This is a genomic window from Pseudomonas hunanensis (genome assembly GCF_013393325.1).
Classification (GTDB): Bacteria; Pseudomonadota; Gammaproteobacteria; order Pseudomonadales; family Pseudomonadaceae; genus Aquipseudomonas; species Aquipseudomonas putida_P.
This window is the reverse complement of the sequence record NZ_QJRC01000086.1, coordinates 1-18,703: the sequence shown is the minus strand read 5'-3', so window position 1 is coordinate 18,703 and position 18,703 is coordinate 1. Positions and strand designations below refer to the sequence as shown.

General features: G+C 62.3%; 17 protein-coding genes. 6 read left to right on the top strand and 11 right to left on the bottom strand.

Features of this window, described 5'->3' with window-relative positions:
* The first annotated feature begins 53 nt into the window (after positions 1-53).
* Entirely contained in the window at positions 54-305 is a 252-nt protein-coding gene (locus tag DM807_RS12620) for a YfhL family 4Fe-4S dicluster ferredoxin (RefSeq protein ID WP_009683359.1), read from the top strand.
* Positions 306-453: 148 nt separating this feature from the next.
* Here the strand turns inward: DM807_RS12620 and mutM are convergent, their stop codons facing one another.
* Together mutM and DM807_RS12610 are read right to left on the bottom strand one after the other, a co-directional pair.
* Entirely contained in the window at positions 454-1,266 is an 813-nt protein-coding gene (gene mutM, locus DM807_RS12615; RefSeq protein WP_012274673.1) for a bifunctional DNA-formamidopyrimidine glycosylase/DNA-(apurinic or apyrimidinic site) lyase, read from the bottom strand.
* Between the two features lie 3 nt (positions 1,267-1,269).
* A complete protein-coding gene (locus DM807_RS12610; protein WP_171577246.1) occupies positions 1,270-2,088 on the bottom strand; it encodes an HDOD domain-containing protein in 819 nt (272 codons plus the stop codon).
* 182 nt (positions 2,089-2,270) lie between these two features.
* On the opposite strand from DM807_RS12610, the gene DM807_RS12605 reads away from it, so the two are divergent.
* Together DM807_RS12605 and ilvD are read left to right on the top strand one after the other, a co-directional pair.
* Positions 2,271-3,467 carry a class I SAM-dependent rRNA methyltransferase gene (locus tag DM807_RS12605; RefSeq protein WP_012274675.1) on the top strand — a complete coding sequence of 399 codons (1,197 nt, stop codon included), beginning with the start codon at positions 2,271-2,273 and terminating at the stop codon, positions 3,465-3,467.
* Between the two features lie 271 nt (positions 3,468-3,738).
* A complete protein-coding gene (gene ilvD, locus DM807_RS12600; RefSeq protein WP_012274676.1) occupies positions 3,739-5,580 on the top strand; it encodes a dihydroxy-acid dehydratase in 1,842 nt (613 codons plus the stop codon).
* 61 nt (positions 5,581-5,641) lie between these two features.
* Here ilvD and darG read toward each other — a convergent pair whose 3' ends face one another.
* The 4 genes from darG to DM807_RS12580 form a co-directional block, all read right to left on the bottom strand.
* Positions 5,642-6,730, bottom strand: a complete 1,089-nt coding sequence (gene darG / locus DM807_RS12595) for a type II toxin-antitoxin system antitoxin DNA ADP-ribosyl glycohydrolase DarG (RefSeq protein WP_060493824.1) — start codon at positions 6,728-6,730, stop codon at positions 5,642-5,644.
* Complete coding sequence (gene darT / locus DM807_RS12590; RefSeq protein ID WP_071984741.1) at positions 6,730-7,371, bottom strand: type II toxin-antitoxin system toxin DNA ADP-ribosyl transferase DarT; 642 nt, start codon at positions 7,369-7,371, stop codon at positions 6,730-6,732. The genes darG and darT overlap by 1 nt, the downstream gene beginning before the upstream one ends.
* A gap of 70 nt (positions 7,372-7,441) precedes the next feature.
* A complete protein-coding gene (locus DM807_RS12585) occupies positions 7,442-7,939 on the bottom strand; it encodes a DarT ssDNA thymidine ADP-ribosyltransferase family protein (RefSeq protein ID WP_342356483.1) in 498 nt (165 codons plus the stop codon).
* Between the two features lie 96 nt (positions 7,940-8,035).
* Entirely contained in the window at positions 8,036-9,091 is a 1,056-nt protein-coding gene (locus DM807_RS12580; protein WP_060493822.1) for an HAD family hydrolase, read from the bottom strand.
* A gap of 244 nt (positions 9,092-9,335) precedes the next feature.
* On the opposite strand from DM807_RS12580, the gene DM807_RS12575 reads away from it, so the two are divergent.
* Positions 9,336-10,727: an L-cystine transporter gene (locus DM807_RS12575; RefSeq protein ID WP_060493821.1), complete on the top strand. Its 1,392-nt coding sequence runs from the start codon at positions 9,336-9,338 to the stop codon at positions 10,725-10,727.
* Between the two features lie 35 nt (positions 10,728-10,762).
* Here DM807_RS12575 and DM807_RS12570 read toward each other — a convergent pair whose 3' ends face one another.
* The gene (locus DM807_RS12570) at positions 10,763-11,278 is read right to left on the bottom strand and encodes a dihydrofolate reductase (RefSeq protein WP_179027431.1); all 516 of its coding nucleotides are present in this window, start codon (positions 11,276-11,278) and stop codon (positions 10,763-10,765) included.
* 54 nt (positions 11,279-11,332) lie between these two features.
* Here DM807_RS12570 and DM807_RS12565 point away from each other — a divergent pair, with 54 nt between their 5' ends.
* Together DM807_RS12565 and DM807_RS12560 are read left to right on the top strand one after the other, a co-directional pair.
* On the top strand, positions 11,333-12,724 hold the full coding sequence (locus DM807_RS12565; RefSeq protein ID WP_081366133.1) for a DUF2868 domain-containing protein: 1,392 nt from the start codon (positions 11,333-11,335) through the stop codon (positions 12,722-12,724).
* The gene (locus DM807_RS12560) at positions 12,717-14,081 is read left to right on the top strand and encodes a GTPase/DUF3482 domain-containing protein (RefSeq protein WP_012274682.1); all 1,365 of its coding nucleotides are present in this window, start codon (positions 12,717-12,719) and stop codon (positions 14,079-14,081) included. The genes DM807_RS12565 and DM807_RS12560 overlap by 8 nt, the downstream gene beginning before the upstream one ends.
* 17 nt (positions 14,082-14,098) lie before the next feature.
* Here the strand turns inward: DM807_RS12560 and DM807_RS12555 are convergent, their stop codons facing one another.
* The 4 genes from DM807_RS12555 to DM807_RS12540 all read right to left on the bottom strand — a co-directional run bounded on the left by DM807_RS12555 (position 14,099) and on the right by DM807_RS12540 (position 18,550).
* Positions 14,099-14,647 carry a phosphonate degradation HD-domain oxygenase gene (locus DM807_RS12555; protein ID WP_012274683.1) on the bottom strand — a complete coding sequence of 183 codons (549 nt, stop codon included), beginning with the start codon at positions 14,645-14,647 and terminating at the stop codon, positions 14,099-14,101.
* 74 nt (positions 14,648-14,721) lie between these two features.
* A complete protein-coding gene (locus DM807_RS12550) occupies positions 14,722-15,747 on the bottom strand; it encodes a putative 2-aminoethylphosphonate ABC transporter substrate-binding protein (protein ID WP_012274684.1) in 1,026 nt (341 codons plus the stop codon).
* 18 nt (positions 15,748-15,765) lie between these two features.
* Positions 15,766-17,490, bottom strand: coding sequence for a putative 2-aminoethylphosphonate ABC transporter permease subunit (locus DM807_RS12545; protein WP_012274685.1), 1,725 nt, complete (start codon positions 17,488-17,490; stop codon positions 15,766-15,768).
* A 1-nt stretch (position 17,491) separates the two neighbouring features.
* On the bottom strand, positions 17,492-18,550 hold the full coding sequence (locus DM807_RS12540; protein ID WP_012274686.1) for a putative 2-aminoethylphosphonate ABC transporter ATP-binding protein: 1,059 nt from the start codon (positions 18,548-18,550) through the stop codon (positions 17,492-17,494).
* Positions 18,551-18,703 lie beyond the last annotated feature (153 nt).

Genomic DNA, 18,703 nt, shown 5'->3' with positions numbered 1-18,703 from the left:
TTGTGCCCATTGCGTTGAACATGCCCGGGCGAAGCGCCCCGGCCGGAGTCCCCATGTCCCTGATCATCACCGACGATTGCATCAACTGCGACGTCTGCGAACCCGAGTGCCCGAACGAGGCTATCTCCCAAGGCGAAGAGATCTACGTGATCGACCCTAACCTGTGCACCCAGTGCGTGGGCCACTACGACGAGCCGCAGTGCCAGCAGGTGTGCCCGGTCGACTGCATCCCACTGGATGAAGCGCACCCGGAAACCGAAGAACAGCTGATGGCCAAGTATCGCCGCATTACCGGCAAAGCCTGAGCCCCCTCAAGCCTGCTGGGTCCCTGTAGGAGCGGCCTTGTGTCGCGATGGGCCGCGCAGCGGCCCCGGCAATGTCTGCAGCGGAGCTGAAATTTTTGGGGGCGCTTCGCACCCCATCGCGACACAAGGCCGCTCCTACATGTAAGGCTTAGCGCTGGCAGCGCGGGCAGTACACGCTCGCCCGTTGCCCCAGCTTCACCTCGCGCAGCGCCGTGCCGCACACCTTGCACGGCTGCCCGCCCCGCCCGTAGACGAACAATTCCTGCTGGAAGTACCCCGGCTGCCCATCGCCACCGATAAAGTCGCGCAGGGTGGTACCGCCCTGCTCGATTGCCGCCGCCAGCACCCGCTTGATCTCGATCGCCAGCTTCAAATAGCGCGCGCGGGAAATCCCGCCCGCCTCCCGACGTGGGTCGATACCCGCAGCGAACAGTGCCTCGGTGGCGTAGATGTTGCCCACCCCCACCACCACCGCGTTGTCCATGATGAACGGTTTGACCGCCATCGATCGCCCGCGGGACAGCTGGAACAGGCGCTCACCGTCGAACAGGTCGGTCAGCGGCTCCGGCCCCAGGCGCAGCAGCAGTTCGTGGTTGAGCGGGTCCAGGCTCCACAACATGGCACCAAAGCGGCGCGGGTCGGTGTAGCGCAGCATCAGCCCCGACTCCAGCTCGATGTCGACGTGCTCATGCTTGGCCGCCGGCAAGCCCAACTCGACCAGACGCAGGTTGCCGGACATGCCCAGGTGGCTGATCAGCGTACCGACCTCGGCATTGATCAACAGGTACTTGGCGCGTCGTTCGACGCTGACGATACGCTGCCCTGACAGGCGCACATCGAGGTCTTCCGGAATCGGCCAGCGTAGGCGCCGGTCACGCACCACCACACGGCTGACGCGTTGGCCTTCCAGGTGCGGTGCGATACCGCGCCGGGTGGTTTCTACTTCTGGCAATTCCGGCATGTGTCAGTGCCCGCCCAGCTCGCGAATGTTCTGCTTGAGGTTTTCGAAATCGTATTCCGACAAGCCAATGTAATCGAGCACCAGTGGGCCGACTACATTCCATTCGTGGTCCACCGCCTGGTTGCCCAATACCCGGTAGGACGCGCAAATGTGCTCGGCCATCTTCAGTACCGCCAGCAGGTTCTTCAGCTGGCTCTGGGTATTGCGCGAGGTGTCGTCGCGGAACACAGCCAGGGCGTTGTGGTGGTTGGCGATGGCCCCGCTGAGGTGCTCGGGCAAACGCCAGGACTTGGCGGTGAAATAGCCAACCACCGAATGGTTGGTGTTGAACGTGCGGTTTTCGGTATCGACCACGCGCGTTGCTTCGTCGGCCTTGGCGTATGCCTCTTCCAGCACATCCATGTAATTGGGAAAGCGCTTGAGCATCAGCGGCACGCCACAATCATGGAACAAGCCAAGGGTGTAGGCCTCGTCCGCTGCCTGGATACCGGTACGCTTGGCCAGCGTCAGGCAGGTCATCGCCACATCCTGGGCGGTGTCCCAGAAGCGGTTGAGGGTAACGATGGTTTCGTCGCACATCTCGCCCTTGATCGACTGGGCGTTGATCAGGTTGATGATCGAACGGCTACCCAGCAGGTTCACCGCGCGCTGGATCGAGCCGATCTTGTTGGACAGGCCGAAATGCGGGGAATTGACCAGTTTGAGCAAGGCGCCAGAGAGGCCCGGGTCCTGGGAAATCAGCTTGGCGATGGTTTCCAGGTCCGGGTCAGGCATGTACTGCTCGAACTGCAGGTCGACCATGATCTGCGGTTGCGGCGGGATGGTGATGCCTTGCAAGGCTTGCTGGATCTGTTCGGCGCTGAGTTCTTGGGACATACGTGCACACTCGTTTAGGACGGGGGATTCTAACCCGGCAGGCGCAGCCTTGCCGCCCTTTGTCGAGGCCTGCACCGATCGAAAGGCCAACAGGTTATACTCCCGCTCTTTTTTCCCGGAGCGACGTCATGTCCCTGCCCAGCCTTCGCCTCAAAGCCAATGCCGACCGCCGCCTGCGCGCCGGCCACCTGTGGGTCTACAGCAACGAAGTCGATGTCAGCGCGACCCCACTGCAAGGCTTTCAGGCCGGTCAGCAGGCCATTCTCGAGGCCGCCAACGGCAAGCCGCTGGGCATCGTCGCGCTGAGCCCGAACAACCTGATCTGCGCCCGCCTGCTGTCGCGCGACATCAAGCTGCCGCTGGACAAGTCGCTGCTGGTCCACCGCCTGAACGTTGCCCTGTCGCTGCGCGAGCGCCTGTTCGACCAGCCGTGCTACCGCCTGGTCTATGGCGACTCCGACCTGCTGCCGGGCCTGGTGGTCGACCGCTTCTTCGATATCCTGGTGGTGCAATTGGCCTCGGCTACCATGGAAGCGCACAAGGACGACGTGATCGCCGCCCTGGTGCAGGTGCTCAAGCCCAGCGGCATCCTGTTCAAGAACGACTCCGCCGCGCGTGACGCCGAAGGCCTGCAGCGCTACGTCGAGACCGTCTACGGCGAAGTACCGGATTGGGTGCCGCTGGAAGAGAACGGCGTCAAGTTCGAAGCCCCGGTGCGCGAAGGCCAGAAAACCGGCTGGTTCTACGACCACCGCATGAACCGTGCGCGCCTGGCTCCGTACGTGAAAGGCAAGCGTGTACTCGACCTGTTCAGCTACATCGGTGGCTGGGGCGTGCAGGCCGGCGCCTTCGGCGCCAGCGAAGTGTTCTGCGTCGATGCTTCGGGGTTTGCCCTGGATGGCGTGGAGCGTAACGCCGCACTCAACGGCATCAGCGAGAAGCTGACCTGCATCGAAGGCGACGTGTTCGAAGCCCTGCGCGAGCTCAAGGCTGCCGAAGAACGCTTCGACGTGATCATTGCCGACCCACCCGCCTTCATCAAGCGCAAGAAGGACCTGAAAAACGGCGAAGCGGCCTACCGTCGCCTGAATGAACAGGCCATGCGCATGCTGAACAAGGACGGCATCCTCGTCAGCGCCTCGTGCTCGATGCACTTGCCCGAGGACGATCTGAACAACATCCTGCTGACCAGCGCCCGCCACCTGGACCGCAACCTGCAACTGCTCGAACGCGGCGGCCAGGGCCCGGACCACCCGGTGCACCCGGCCATCGCCGAAACCCGCTACATCAAGAGCATCACCTGCCGGTTGCTGCCCAACAGCTGATATCTGCTAAAAAGGGCCGCCCAGCGGCCCTTTCCTGCCGCAATCCCCCCGCCAACCATCCACATGCGCATTCCCTCGCCGCGCCAGCGGTGTAGAATCGGCCTATTCATCGCCAGTCATCCCCGGCGGGTTTATGAGCTCTGGCCAAGCACGCGGCGATCCCGCGCGGTCTTCGGCCCCATCCGTGCCAGTGGCAACCGGCCTGCGGCGCAAAGGACAAGAGAAGCTCACTCCCCTATTTGTGACCTGATTAAGCCGCCAGGAGTGTTTCATGCCTGATTATCGTTCCAAGACTTCCACCCAAGGCCGCAACATGGCCGGCGCCCGTGCCCTGTGGCGCGCCACCGGGATGAAGGACGAAGACTTCAAGAAACCGATCATCGCCATCGCCAACTCGTTCACCCAGTTCGTCCCGGGCCACGTGCACCTGAAGGACCTGGGCCAGCTGGTTGCCCGCGAAATCGAACGCGCCGGTGGCGTGGCCAAGGAATTCAACACCATCGCGGTCGATGACGGCATCGCCATGGGCCACGACGGCATGCTGTACTCGCTGCCAAGCCGCGAGATCATTGCCGACGCCGTGGAATACATGGTCAACGCCCACTGCGCCGACGCCATCGTCTGTATCTCCAACTGCGACAAGATCACCCCCGGCATGCTGATGGCCGCCCTGCGCCTGAATATCCCGGTGATCTTCGTGTCCGGTGGCCCGATGGAAGCCGGCAAGACCAAGCTGGCCAGCCACGGCCTGGACCTGGTCGATGCCATGGTGATCGCTGCCGACTCCTCGGCTTCCGATGAAAAAGTCGCCGAATACGAGCGCAGCGCCTGCCCGACCTGCGGTTCGTGCTCCGGCATGTTCACCGCCAACTCGATGAACTGCCTGACCGAAGCCCTGGGCCTGGCCCTGCCGGGCAACGGCTCGACCCTGGCCACCCACGCCGACCGCGAGCAGCTGTTCCTCACCGCCGGCCGCACCATCGTCGAGCTGTGCAAACGCTACTACGGCGAGAACGACGAGTCGGTACTGCCACGCAGCATCGCCAACTTCAAGGCGTTCGAAAACGCCATGATGCTCGACATCGCCATGGGCGGTTCGACCAACACCATCCTGCACCTGCTGGCCGCAGCCCAGGAAGGCGAAGTCGAATTCGATCTGCGTGACATCGATCGCCTGTCGCGCAAAGTGCCGCAGCTGTGCAAAGTGGCGCCGAACATCCAGAAGTACCACATGGAAGACGTGCACCGCGCCGGCGGCATCTTCAGCATCCTCGGTTCGCTGGCCCGTGGCGGCCTGCTGCACACCGACCTGCCGACCGTGCACAGCCGCAGCATGGAAGAAGCCATCGCCAAATGGGACATCACCCAGACCGATGACGAAGCCGTGCACACCTTCTTCAAGGCCGGCCCTGCCGGTATCCCGACGCAGACCGCGTTCAGCCAGTCGACCCGTTGGGAAACCCTCGACGACGACCGTGAAAACGGCTGCATCCGCAGCTTCGAGCACGCCTACTCGCAAGAGGGCGGCCTGGCCGTGCTGTACGGCAACATCGCCCTGGATGGCTGCGTGGTGAAAACCGCTGGCGTAGACGAATCGATCCACGTATTCGAAGGCAATGCCAAAATCTTCGAGAGCCAGGACAGCGCGGTGCGCGGCATTCTTGCCGACGAGGTGAAGGCGGGCGACATCGTGATCATCCGCTACGAAGGCCCGAAAGGCGGCCCAGGCATGCAGGAAATGCTGTACCCGACCTCGTACCTGAAGTCCAAAGGCCTGGGCAAGGCTTGCGCCCTGCTCACCGACGGCCGCTTCTCGGGCGGCACCTCGGGCCTGTCGATCGGCCACGCCTCGCCGGAAGCCGCTGCTGGCGGCGCCATCGGCCTGGTGCGCGACGGCGACAAGGTGTTGATCGACATCCCCAACCGTTCGATCAACCTGCTGGTCAGCGATGAAGAACTGGCCGAGCGCCGCGTCGAACAGGACAAGAAGGGCTGGAAGCCTGCGGAAGTACGCCCACGCAAGGTGACCACCGCGCTGAAGGCCTATGCCCTGCTGGCGACCAGTGCCGACAAGGGTGCTGTGCGTAACAAGGCGATGCTGGAAGGGCTCTGAAGCTCTGGCTGCATAAAAACCGGCGCCTTGAGCGCCGGTTCTTTTTATTGCTCATTGACGGTCAATGAAGCGAGGTGACGGGGTCCGTTTGAAACATTGACAGCTTTTGGAGAGCGATTCCAAGTGACTCGTCATCGAACAATTTGCTTTTTCGAGCAGCGGCACCTGCCCCTCCAGACCAACTTTTCAGATGTTCGCGAATTGCGCGAATCGTCGGCTCAACACCCTCTTCATGTAATAGCCAATCAACGGTGGCCAGTAGCTCCATACCAAACGGAGACTCGAAACCATCAATCAATTCGGCAGTGAACTCCAACGCCGGCAAATAGGCCTTGGCTTCACTGTTCAAATACGCCTGTACAAATGACTTGCGCCCCTCATCAAACCAGATCACGTCCAGAGGGCCTGCATCGCTGATCCGCTTTCCGCAGTGCAAATAGCTGCCATCCAGATTATCTAGCAGATGTTCAAGCCGGTTGGCGTAAGGACCATACTTATGAGCGACAAACTTCAACTCCAATGGGTTGGAACCTGGCGTGAACCGCTCGATTGATCGCTCCAGAAACCAGGCAAGCTTCTGGACTTCGAGCAAGCTGCACTCCATTCCCAGCACCCAGTAGCGGCGCACCAGCTCTGCGATCAAGGCTCGAGCCGGGGTTAAATTCTCAACACCACTGCGCTTGGAAACGTTCTGATAATTTGCCGTAGGCTCGAAAACGAGAATATCCGCATCCAGATCACCTAGAACACTCTCAATCTGTTCTCGTACCGCAGCCCAAGGCAACCCTCCGTTGCCAGCGCCAAGTGGCGGGACTGCAATCGATGCTACTTGGTTCTCGAGGATGAAGTTCCGCAAATCATGGAGACCATCGACGATCCAGCCGATTTGCGAAGGTGAGCGCCAATGCCGCTTGGTGGGAAAATTCACAATCCAGCGCGGACCATCCAGCTCACGCACCTCAGTAACAAACATCTTCCCGGTAACGACTTCTTTCGCTTTGCAGGCAGCAGCATACAGGCGATAGTTTTCGGCAAAACGCTCCTTGAACATCAGCGCAATGCCTTTCCCCATCACCCCTACTGTGTTGACTGTATTAACCAGCGCTTCGGCTTTTGCCTCCAGCAGGTTACCTTGCATAAAGCGAATCATCAGAAGTACCACCCAGGGCGAGCATATACGGCAAGATTCAGCTGACGTTGCTGAACCTCCTTGTCGATACGACGCTTCAAAGCTTCGTTGTAGCAGACTATTCCCAGAAGGCCAGCGACCGGGACATGTCCATGGATAAGGGCCTCAGCCTGATAGCGCTCCATTTTTCGGGGGTCATCAGGGTCACGCTTGAAGTCCCTGCGCTGCAAAACCTCCCAATCTATTTTGTCGAGCTGCGTAAGGTCGCTGTAGTAACCGGCCCAATGCGGGTAGGCATGTGCGTCCGTGAAGATAAACCGCAGACCCAGCGACTGCGCATGGTACAGGCTGGAGACAAGAATCACGATCTCTTCATTCCGCCGCTGAGAAACGCCCCACCCCGAATGGATGTTCTTCATCATCACGGAGAATGGGGTGAAGTAAAACGGCACATAATCTGCCAGCGTCCCATTGGGCTCTATGGGCACGTGGCGTTGCGCTCGCTTGCTGATCAGCTCTGGGTTCCCGATTCCAACGTAAGCACTGGATAGCTTCCCGGTGGAGACAGCGTGAAGCCCATGATCCAGAAGCCACGGCAGGTTATCGCGGTGAACAATTCGCCAGATGAGCGCCTTGGATGGGTTGAGACTGGAATAGATCATCTAGGTGGGAACATGTTTGGATTCGAGTCGATCCACAGATTGCCCATCCCCGCTCCTCTAGCCTCCCGCGCTACGGATTGCTGGATTTCAGGTGAAGGCGTATAGATTTTTGCAAACTGGGCCGCGAGTACAGGGCCCGGAGCTCAGCCATGCAAATGTGTTTGCACAAAGGATCACGATACTCTCGTCGCTCCATCATGTCCCAGTCAATCGCTCCAATCCCTGCGTCATAGTCCAGTAACTCAGGAGCACCACCGGCCAATGGATGCTTTGGTATCACCCGCCAGTTGGACTGCCGAGCGTGGCTTCGGGCCACGGCAATCAACACAAAACGCTCGCCCGGTCGGTCCTGATGCACTCTGCCATCGAAGGGGTTTTTCGCAAACCAGTGAAATGGCACAAACTGTTCCAGGGCCTCTCCCCGCCGGCCTTCGATAATTTCAGGATCAGCGATATCGGTGAAACCCGCATCCAGATGGGCTCTTGGAAGCAAGCCCCTTCGTACGATGGAAGGGACATTGTCGATACTTGTTAGGTGGTAGATGAACTGCTGATCTCGAATAGCCACTGGCAACCTCTGGCAAAAATGATATCCATATGCCATCAAACATAGTCATTGGATCCATATCTGCCAGGGCGCAGCCGGCTCAAATAAACCTAACCCTTACTGAATTTGCTCCGGCGTCACGATCACCCAGTTCTTGTCCGCCGTCACCGGCAACCCTTCCTTGGCCTGCGCCGCCGCATTCTTCGCAATCATCCCGTTCAGTTGGTCCATGTACTTGGCCTTGCGGTTTATCCACAAGTGGATGCCACCTTTGCCCACATCCACCCCGTGAAACTGCATGTAGCCATCGCTGGTCGGCGTGTCGCCGCCCACCAGCACCGGTTTCTTCCATTCATCGATATAGGTCAGGATCGCCGCCTGCTTGCCCGCCATCCAGGTGGCCGGGGTCCACAGGTAGGGCGTCAGCTCCAGGCCCTCGTTAGCCTTGGCATCGTAGTGCCCGGCGCCGATCTGCTTGCGCGCGGTGGTCAGTTGGCCGCTGGCGCGGTCCTTGAGCAGCAGGCTGACGCCAATCACGTTCTGCGGTTTCACGTTGTAACCGTACTTGGGGTCCGAGGCGACCATGCGCACCAGCTCTTCGGAGGCCGCCGAAATCACATACACCTCGATGCCGTTCTCCATCAACTTGTTGTACAGCTCGGCCTGGCCCTTGAACACCTTGGGCGGCTGCACCTCGATGGCCTTGACCTGGTCGCCTTCGTAATACGTGCTGGGGATTGGCTTGCTGGAGGCCATCAGCTCATCCACCTGCACCTTCAATTCCTTCAGGGTAAAACCGGAGAACACCTGGGCCACCCACGGGTAGCAGACCATGTCGTCGACTTCACACAGGCGGTAGTAGTAGCTGAACAGGCTTTCCTTGTGCTCGGCGGTGTCCTTGAATGGCATCAGCTTCAACGACGGGTCGAGCTTCTCGCGGCTCAGCAGGCCCTTGTTTTCCATGAACGGCAGCAAGGCTTCTTCCAGGTCATAGCGGTAACTGGTGTTGTCCATGTCGAACACCGCGTAGTTACCCTTGTTGGCATTGGCGGCGATCATGCTGTCGAGCTGCTTGGCGGCCTCGGCAGGCCAGTGCTTGAGCTCGGTGGCGAAGGTTTCGATACTGAACAGCAGGGACAGGCCGAGGGCCACGGCTTTCGGGGCGCGCTTCATGTACGAATCTCCTGAAATGACCCAGAAACGCTAGTGCAACAATCCCTAACGACAACCCTCGATAACGACCTCCAGACAGCTGCAAACGCCGTGTTCATTGCAATCCGCGACACGCCGTTATTCCATAAACGACTATGCACATTCCATTTGGGTATAAATTCGTTTGTTTTCAGGCTGTTAGCATTTCCGTTCGCAATCGCTCACAAGAGGCGATGCTTCCTTTGCTTTTTATGCTGGAGCTTCAATGAACCTGCCGCTGTCTCTTAACCTGCTGGCGTTCCTGGCCCTGTTGCTGGGCCTGGCACAAACCCGCCGCACCGACTGGAGCCTGGCCAAGAAAGTACTGCTGGGCCTGGTGCTGGGCGTAGTCTTCGGCCTCGTGTTGCACACGATCTATGGCGCGGGCCACCCCGTGCTCAAGGCCACCATCGCCTGGCTTGACCTGGTCGGCAACGGCTACGTCGGCCTGCTGCAGATGATCGTCATGCCGCTGATCTTCGCCTCGATCCTAAGCGCCGTGGCACGCCTGCACAATGCCTCTTCGCTGGGCCGCATCAGCGTGCTGAGCATCGGCACCCTGCTGCTGACCACCGCCATTGCCGCGCTGATCGGCATCGTGCTGACCAACCTGTTCGGCCTCAGCGCCGAGGGCCTGGTGGCCGGTGCCCAGGAAAGCGCACGCATGCAGGTTATCCACAGCGACTATGCCGGCAAGGTCGCCGACCTCAACATCCCGCAACTGCTGCTGTCGTTCATCCCCAGCAACCCGGTGGGTGACCTGGCGCGTGCAAAGCCGACTTCGATCATCAGCGTGGTGATCTTCGCCGTGTTCATCGGCCTGGCGGCGCTACAACTGATCAAGGACGATGCCGAGAAGGGCGAACGCGCGCTGTCGGCCATCGATACCCTGCAGGCCTGGGTGATGCGCCTGGTGCGGGTGGTGATGAAGCTGACCCCGTATGGCGTGCTGGCGTTGATGACCAAGGTGGTGGCCAGCTCCAACATGGAAGACATCCTCAAGCTGGGCAGCTTCGTGGTGGTGTCGTACCTAGGCCTGGCGCTGATGTTCGTGGTACACGGCATCATCCTCGCCGCCACTGGCGTGAGCCCACTGCGCTTCTTCCGCAAGGTGTGGCCAGTACTGACCTTCGCCTTTACCAGCCGCTCCAGCGCCGCCAGCATTCCGCTGAACATCGAAGCGCAAACCCGCCGCCTGGGTGTGCCGCAGTCGATCGCCAGCTTCAGCGCATCGTTCGGCACCACCATTGGCCAGAACGGCTGCGCCGGCCTCTATCCCGCAATGCTGGCGGTGATGGTGGCGCCAGCGGTGGGCATCGATACCTTCGACCCGCTGTGGATCGCTACTCTGGTAGCCATTGTCACGTTGAGTTCGGCTGGGGTTGCTGGCGTGGGCGGCGGTGCCACCTTTGCCGCGCTGATCGTACTACCGGCCATGGGCTTGCCGGTGGAATTGGTGGCGTTGCTGATTTCGGTGGAGCCGCTGATCGACATGGGGCGTACGGCGTTGAACGTGAATGGTTCGATGACGGCCGGCGTGGTGACCAGCCAGCTGTTGAAAGAGACCGACAAGGATGTGCTGGCGGGCGATGAGCATGCCGAACTGAGCCATACCTGACAGTTTGCCGGGGGCGCAACGCGCCCCCGGCAATTTCAAACCTTGTCCCAAACCTCGAAGTGATAAGCCGGCTTGCCTTCCTCAGCCTGTGCCTCGCTCGACACCCGCTTCCACTGCCCCTGATCGAACTCCGGGAACCAGGCATCCCCTTCCGGCGCCATTTCCACCCGCGTCAGGTACATGCGGCTGACCAGCCCTTTCTCCAGCGCCTGGCCATACAACTGCGCCCCGCCAATCAGCATCAGTTCCTCAACGCCCTGCTCGCGCGCCCACTGTTCGGCCCGCACCAGCGCTTCTTCAAGCGAGGCGAACACCTCGGCACCCAACAGTTCAAGCCCAGCCTGGCGGCTGACCACGATATTCAACCGCCCAGGCAGCGGCCGGCCCAGCGAATCCCAGGTCTTGCGCCCCATGATGATCGGCTTGCCCAGGGTGGTGGCCTTGAAGTACCTGAAGTCCCCCGGCAAATGCCAGGGCATGGAGTTGTCGATGCCGATCACGCGGTTCTCGGCGTAAGCCGCGATCAGGCTGAGGGGGAGTGATGTATTCATGCCAGCGAGGATAGCACCGGGCGTGTGGGTTATGCTTCTGCCTTGACCTGTGCAATGGAAGACCTTGTGACTGCACCCACGCCACTGGACAAGCGCTGGCTCACCGAAGCGGTACGCCTGCGCGAGGAACACGCCGGCCTGCTGGATGACCAGGAAGCCAACCGCCATGCTCGCCAGCTCGGCGGCGACCTGGCGACGCGCATCGAAAACCGGGCGCTGTTTCTGGCCGAACGCGACGGCATGAGCGCCGCCCTGCGCCACTGGAAGCAAGGCGCGCGCCTGGCGCTGCTGGCCTTGCTGCTGATGGCCGTGCTCAGCGGCGCCGGCCTGGCATTGGCCGCCCTGGGCGACGGGCAGCGACCGGTTAACGTATTCTGGGCCTTGGGCAGCCTGCTTGGGCTGAACCTGTTGATGTTGCTGGGCTGGGCCATCGGTTTTGCCCTGAGCGGCGAACATGGCGCGGGGCTGGGCCGCTTGTGGCTGTGGTTGAGCGAACGCTTCGCCCGCGATGCCAAGGCCGCGCACCTGGCGCCGGCGTTGCTGGTGCTGCTGCAGCGCCAGCGCCTCAACCGCTGGCTGCTCGGCCTGTTGGTGCATGGCCTATGGCTGCTGGCGATGCTCACCGCCCTGGGCATGCTGCTGGCCTTGCTGGCCACCCGGCGCTACGGCTTTGTCTGGGAAACCACCCTGCTTGCCGCCGACCCGTTCATTCACCTGACCCAGGCGCTGGGCGCCCTGCCCTCGTTGCTGGGCTTCGCCGTGCCCGATGAGGCCATGATTCGCGCCAGCGGCGACAGCCAGCCTGCCCTGGAGCTGGCACGCCAGGCTTGGGCCAGTTGGCTGCTCGGCGTGGTGTTGGTGTATGGCCTGCTGCCGCGCCTGCTGCTGGCCGGGTTGTGCCTGTGGCGCTGGCGCCAGGGCCGCGAACGCCTGGCGCTGGACCTGAGCCTGCCCGGCTATGCGCAGTTGCGTGAAGCACTGATGCCGCGTAGCGAGCGAATCGGCGTACAGGACGCCGCCCCCGAAGCCTTGCCGCAATTTGCCGCAGGCCAGTTGGAAAGCGGTAGCAGCGGTGCCCTGCTGGTCGGCCTGGAGCTGGACGACCAGCGCCCCTGGCCACCCGCCCTGCCGAAAAACGTGATCGATGCCGGCGTGCTCGACAGCCGTGAATCGCGCAACCGCCTGCTCGAGCAACTCAGCCGCTTCCCCCCGGCACGCCTCGCCATTGCCTGCGACCCACGCCGCTCACCCGACCGCGGCAGCCTGGCGTTGCTTGCAGAACTGGCGCGCAATGCCGGCGCAACGCGCATCTGGCTGCTCCAGGCCGCCCCCGGCCAGGCCCTGGATGCTCAGCGCCTGGGCGACTGGCACGAAGCCCTCGACCGCCTTGGCCTGGCACACGCCGACACCTCGCCTTTGACCTGGCTGGAGCATGGCCATGACTGAGCCACTGAAACTGGCCGTGGTCGGCCACACCAACGTCGGCAAGACTTCGTTGCTGCGCACCCTGACCCGCGACGTGGGCTTTGGTGAGGTATCCCATCGCCCCAGCACCACTCGCCATGTCGAGGGTGCGCGGCTGTCGGTGGACGGCGAACCCTTGCTGGAGCTGTACGACACCCCAGGCCTGGAAGATGCCATTGCCCTGCTCGACTACCTCGAACGCTTGGAGCGCCCTGGCGAGCGCCTGGACGGCCCGGCCCGCCTGGAGCGTTTTCTGCAGGGCAGCGAAGCGCGCCAGCGTTTCGAGCAAGAAGCCAAAGTGCTGCGTCAACTGCAGGCCAGCAATGCCGGCCTGTATGTGATCGATGCGCGCGAGCCGGTGCTGGCCAAATACCGCGACGAACTGGAAGTACTCGCCAGCTGCGGCAAGCCGTTGCTGCCGGTGCTCAACTTCGTCGCCAGCCACCAGCACCGCGAGCCGCAATGGCGTGAAGCCCTTGCCCGGCTTGGCCTTCACGCGTTGGTGCGGTTCGACAGCGTGGCCCCGCCCGAGGATGGCGAGCGCCGTTTGTACGAGAGCCTTGCCCTACTGCTGGAGGACGCCCGCCCAGCCCTGCAGCGGCTGATCGACGACCAGCAAGCGCAACGCCTGGCCCGCCGGCACAGTGGCAAGCGGCTGATTGCCGAACTGCTGCTGGACTGCGCCGCCTGCCGGCGCAGCGTCGAAGCCGAACCGGCGGCCGAAGCCCGGGCGATGGAAGCCCTGCGTCAAGACATACGCCAACGTGAGCAGCGTTGCGTTGAAGCCTTGCTCAAGCTGTACGCATTCCGCCGCGAGGATGCCCATGCCAGCGACCTGCCGTTGCTCGATGGCCGCTGGGGCGATGACCTGTTCAACCCCGAAACCCTGAAGTTGCTGGGCGTGCGCCTGGGCAGCGGTGTGGCAGCGGGTGCGGCAGCGGGCGCTGGGGTGGATCTACTGGTCGGCGGCCTTACCTTGGGTGCGGCGGCGTTGGCTGGGGCGATTGCCGGCGGCGCGCTGCAGACGGCGCGCAACTATGGTTCACGGTTGATGGGCAAGCTCAAGGGCAAGCGCGAGCTGACCGTGGACGATACCGTGTTGCGCTTGCTGGCTTTGCGTCAGCAGCAGTTGATGATGGCGCTGGAGAGCCGCGGGCATGCGGCACAGGACAGTATTCGTCTGGGTGAAGTGGATGAGAAAGCCTGGCGCGAGGGCAAGTTGCCGGAGGCACTGGTGAAAGCACGAGCGCACCCCCAGTGGTCCACGCTCAATCCTGGGGCGAAGTTGAACCAGGCTGAACGGCAAGAACAGCTTGAGGCGCTGGTTACTCAGATCTGAGTAACCAGGCCCATCTTTCAAAGGAGTGCCAGCGCCTTCTGCTTCAATCCCTCCAGATCAACCACTGGCATTCCAATTTCCTTGGCCATTTCATCCCATTCCCGCATCCGCAGGCTGACCTCGAACAGCGGATCCCGCTCGAACGCATCCGCCTCGGCCTCGCTCATCATGCCGCCCTGATACTCCAGGGTGCGCCTGCTCGCCTCACTCAACCGCTGGTAATACCCCGCTTGCCGCAAAGTCAGGTAACGCTTGGCCTCCACGTGATACTGCACCAGCCGCGCCATGCGCTCGCCAAAACCACAACGGCGCAAATATTCGGCGCCGATGCGTTCATGGCTGACCACGCCGTAACCGCCCATGCTGGCGTCACCACCACACAGATGGCCGATGTCGTGGAAGAACGCCGCCAGCACCACTTCATCGTCGAAGCCTTCGGCCATGGCCAGTTGCGCGGCTTGGGACATGTGCTCGAGCTGGGTGATGGCTTCGCCGATGTAGTCGTCGCTGCCATGGCGCGCGTACAGGGCAAAGGTGCTATCGATGATCTGGGCTGGAGTAGGCATCGGTATCTAGTAGTCCTGGCTTGATAGCGGCGGTGACCTCTTCGCGGGCGTGCCCGCAAAGAGGCCGGTACAGGTTACTGCTGGGCCACCTTCTCCGACTTGCCGTCATAGCGCTTGCGCCATTCGGTCAGGATTTCATCCCGGTTTTTCGAAGCCCAGGCAAAGTCGTTCTTGATCAGGCGCTGCTCATAGTCTGCCGGCAACTCAGTCTGCGGCTTGGCAATGCCTGGCGCGGCCAGCACGGCGAAGTTTTCCTTGTACAGCTCCATGGCCGCCGGGCTTGCCGAGAAATCAGCCAGGCGCTTGGCCGCATTCGCCTTGGGCGAGCCCTTGATCACTGCAGTCGCCTCGATCTCCCAACCCAGGCCTTCCTTCGGCAGCACGATGTCCAGGGGGGCGCCCTGGCGCTTGAGCTGCACGGCCGGGTATTCGAACGAAATACCGATCGGGAACTCGCCTGCCGCTGCCAGCTTGCACGGTTTGGAGCCGGAATGAACGTACTGGCCGATGTTCTGGTGCAGCGCGTCCATGTAGGCCCAGCCTTGCGGTTCACCGAAGGTCTGCAACCAGGCACTCACGTCAAGGAAACCGGTGCCGGACGAGGCCGGGTTGGGCATGACGATCTTGCCCTTGTACTCGGGCTTGGTCAGGTCCTGCCAGCTCACCGGTTTGCTCAGGCCCTGCTTCTCGGCCTCGATGGTATTGAAGCAGATGGTCGCGGCCCACACATCCATACCCACCCAAGCCGGAGGGTTGGCAGCGTCCCGGTAGTTGCCGGAGATCTTGCCCAGGTCTTTCGGTGCATAGGCTTCAAGCATGCCGTTCTGGTCGAGAATCGCCAGGCTGGACGCCGCCAGGCCCCAAACCGCGTCGGCTTGCGGGCGGTCTTTCTCGGCCAGCAGCTTGGCGGTGATGATGCCGGTGGAATCACGCACCCACTTTATCTCGATATCCGGGTTGGCTTTTTCGAAGGCTTGTTTGTAGCTCTTCAATTGCTCGGCTTCCAGCGCGGTGTAGACCGTCAGCTGGGTATTGGCGGCCGAAGCCTGCAGGCTGAACACGGCGCAAACAGCAGCGGCAAGTGCAAGGTGCTTGTACATGGGTAGGTTCCTTACAGGTCAGACGGTCGCGGCGCGTTGGCGCCAGGCTTGGGAGCGGCGCAGCAGGCCGCGTGAGGCTGCGGCCAGCAGCAGCGAAGCGCCGGCACTGGTCAGCAAAATCAGGGTGGACATGGCGGCGGCACCGCCAACGTTGCCGGCGTCGTCCATGTTCAGCACGGCAACGGCAGCCAGAATGGTGTCGGGGCTGTACAGGAAGATCGCCGCCGACACGGTGGTCATCGCCGAGACGAACAGGTAGCGGATGATGTCCAGCAACGCCGGCAGGCAGATTGGCACGGTCACCCGCAGGAAGTGCTTGTACAGCGGCGCCTTCAGCGACAACGCAGCGGCTTCGAACTCGCCGTCGAGCTGACGCAGGGCGGTGGTGGCGGTCATCTGCGCGGTGGTCAGGTAATGGGCGATGGTGCACACCACCAGCAGCCCCATGCCGCCGTACAGCACATGCAGCGGGTTGCCGTTGAGGTTGAAGAAGAAAACGTAGCCCAGGCCCAGCACCAGGCCCGGCACGGCCATGGGGATGAAGCTGAGCAGGCGCAGCGCCTGGTTGAGCAGGCGTTGCCCCTGGGTTTTCTCCATCAGGTAGGCACCGGTGAAGATCACGATGCTGCCGATCAGCGCGGTGCCGATGGCCATGGTCACGCTGTTGCGGTAGGCCAGCCAGCCGCCACCTGCGGTGTCGTCGAACAGGTAATGACGCAGTGACAACGAGAGGTTGTATGGCCAGAAGGTGACTAGCGAGGAATACACCGCCATACCGATCACCAGCAACAATGCCGCGCACACCAGCAGCACGATGGCCAGGAAGCAGGCATCGCGGCCACGCGATGGCTTGGGTACGAACACCTGGGCACGGCCGCTCATGGCCTCGCCCTGGCGCCGGCGCAGCCAGGCGTCGACGGTAAAGCTGAACAGCGCCGGCAACAGCAGCACCATGCCGATCAACGCGCCACGGCCAAACTGTTGCTGGCCGACCACCGCCTTGTAGGCTTCCAGTGCCAGCACCTGATAGTCGCCACCGACCACTACCGGCACACCGAAGTCGGTGATGGTCAGGGTGAATACCAGGCACAACGCCGCGAACACCGCCTGGCGTGTGGCCGGCCAGGTAATGCTGGTGAACGCCCGCCACGAGCCGGCACCCATGCTGGAAGCTGCATCGAACAGGCGAGCATCGGCCAGCGACAGCGCCGACAGCAGGATCATCAGCGCATGCGGGAAGGTGTAGATAGCCTCGCCCAGCACGATGCCCCAGAAACCGTAGATGTTGTCGCTGAGCAACCCGCGCAGCAGCCCCTGGTTGCCGAACAAGTAGACCAGGGCGATGGCCGGCAGCATCGACGGTGCCAACAGCGGCAGTAGCGAAATCCCCCGCCACAGGCCCTTGGCCGGAATCAGCGTGCGTTGCAGGGCATAGGCGAACAGGTAGGCCAGCGGCACCACGATGGCCGCAACCGTCAAGGCCACCGACAGGCTGTTGCCCAGCAACCAGTGGAAGTTGTCGCTGGCGAACAGTTCACGGGCCGCCAGCAATCCGCCGCCTTGGCTTGCTTCACCGCTGAAACCACGCCAGAAGATCGCCAGCAGCGGCATCAGCACGGCCAGCACCAACAGGATCAGCAGCAGGCTCTTGCCGCCGACGACGAACAACCGGTCACCCAGGGCGACGCCAGCACGCGGCGCGGCTTTGGCCTGGCCCAGTGGCAGGGACATTGGCGCGGCCATCTCAGGCAAACACCTGCAGGCTCTGCGGCGGCAGTGCCACCCAGATGTCCTGCGAACCCAGGCGCGGCATGGCTTCGGGGGCCAGTTCAGCCAGCAAGGCATGGCCTGGCAAGGCCTTGAGTTCAAAGCTCATGCGACAGCGATTACCGAGGAAGGTGATTTCGCGAACCATGGCCGGGAACAGGTTTTCTTCGTGTACCACCGGGTTGACCGTGATCGCCTCTGGGCGGCAGAACAGCCGACCGCTGCTGGCCTGGGCCGAACCCGGCGCCAGGCGCATGTTCATGCCGCCGACCTGGGCATGGCTGTCGCTGCTGCGCTGAAACGGCAGCCAATTACCCTGGCCGACGAACTCGGCGACGAACGGCGTGGCCGGCTGGTCGTAGATTTCCTGCGGGGTGGCGTACTGCTCGACCTGGCCGTTGTTCATTACCGCAATGCGGTCGGCCATCAACATGGCCTCGTCCTGGTTGTGGGTCACCATCAAGGTGGTGATGCCCAGCTGGCGTTGCAGCTGGCGCAGCTCGGTGCACAGGTGCTCGCGCACCCGCGCGTCCAGCGCCGACATCGGTTCGTCGAGCAGCAACAAGGAAGGCGACGGTGCCAACGCGCGGGCCAGGGCCACACGTTGCTGCTGGCCACCGGAAAGCTGGCCGGGGTACTTTTTCTCGCTGCCGGCAAGGCCCACCAGCTCGAGCATTTCGGCCACACGCTGACGGGCCTGCTCGCGGCCACTACCGGTCAGGCCGTAGGCGATGTTGGCTTCGACGGTGAGGTTGGGAAACAGCGCGTAGGACTGGAACAGGATGCCGTAGTCACGGGCCTGGGGCGGCAGCTCGGAAATATCGCGTTCGCCGATGTACAGCGTACCGCGGTCCTGGCGCTCCAGGCCGGCAATGCAACGCAACAGCGTGGTCTTGCCGCAACCGGACGGGCCAAGCAGGCACACCAGCTCGCCGGCGGCGATGTCCAGCGAGACATCGTTCAGCGCCGTGAAGGCACCGAAGCGCTTGTGGATGTTGCGCACGGTCATTTGTGCGCCGGGGGTGGTGTGGTTCATGGCAGGGCCTCATCGAAGAGATGGGGGCCATGCTAGGAAGGCTGTGCGAAGGTTCTGTGGCGTTTGGGCAAAAGTCGATGATAGTGATATAGGCAGATTTTGTAGAAGCGGCCTTGTGTCGCGATGGGCTGCGCAGCAGCCCCAGCAATTCAT

Excerpts from the sequence above, each read along its gene's own strand:
- darG (WP_060493824.1), bottom strand. The coding sequence starts at position 6,730 with ATGATTCGCTTTATGCAAGGTAACCTGCTGGAGGCAAAAGCCGAAGCG.
- mutM (WP_012274673.1), bottom strand. The coding sequence starts at position 1,266 with ATGCCGGAATTGCCAGAAGTAGAAACCACCCGGCGCGGTATCGCACCG.
- DM807_RS12545 (WP_012274685.1), bottom strand. The coding sequence starts at position 17,490 with ATGGCCGCGCCAATGTCCCTGCCACTGGGCCAGGCCAAAGCCGCGCCG.
- DM807_RS12605 (WP_012274675.1), top strand. The coding sequence starts at position 2,271 with ATGTCCCTGCCCAGCCTTCGCCTCAAAGCCAATGCCGACCGCCGCCTG.
- DM807_RS12575 (WP_060493821.1), top strand. The coding sequence starts at position 9,336 with ATGAACCTGCCGCTGTCTCTTAACCTGCTGGCGTTCCTGGCCCTGTTG.
- ilvD (WP_012274676.1), top strand. The coding sequence starts at position 3,739 with ATGCCTGATTATCGTTCCAAGACTTCCACCCAAGGCCGCAACATGGCC.
- DM807_RS12620 (WP_009683359.1), top strand. The coding sequence starts at position 54 with ATGTCCCTGATCATCACCGACGATTGCATCAACTGCGACGTCTGCGAA.
- DM807_RS12540 (WP_012274686.1), bottom strand. The coding sequence starts at position 18,550 with ATGAACCACACCACCCCCGGCGCACAAATGACCGTGCGCAACATCCAC.
- DM807_RS12565 (WP_081366133.1), top strand. The coding sequence starts at position 11,333 with ATGGAAGACCTTGTGACTGCACCCACGCCACTGGACAAGCGCTGGCTC.
- DM807_RS12580 (WP_060493822.1), bottom strand. The coding sequence starts at position 9,091 with ATGAAGCGCGCCCCGAAAGCCGTGGCCCTCGGCCTGTCCCTGCTGTTC.
- DM807_RS12550 (WP_012274684.1), bottom strand. The coding sequence starts at position 15,747 with ATGTACAAGCACCTTGCACTTGCCGCTGCTGTTTGCGCCGTGTTCAGC.
- darT (WP_071984741.1), bottom strand. The coding sequence starts at position 7,371 with ATGATCTATTCCAGTCTCAACCCATCCAAGGCGCTCATCTGGCGAATT.
- DM807_RS12570 (WP_179027431.1), bottom strand. The coding sequence starts at position 11,278 with ATGAATACATCACTCCCCCTCAGCCTGATCGCGGCTTACGCCGAGAAC.
- DM807_RS12555 (WP_012274683.1), bottom strand. The coding sequence starts at position 14,647 with ATGCCTACTCCAGCCCAGATCATCGATAGCACCTTTGCCCTGTACGCG.
- DM807_RS12560 (WP_012274682.1), top strand. The coding sequence starts at position 12,717 with ATGACTGAGCCACTGAAACTGGCCGTGGTCGGCCACACCAACGTCGGC.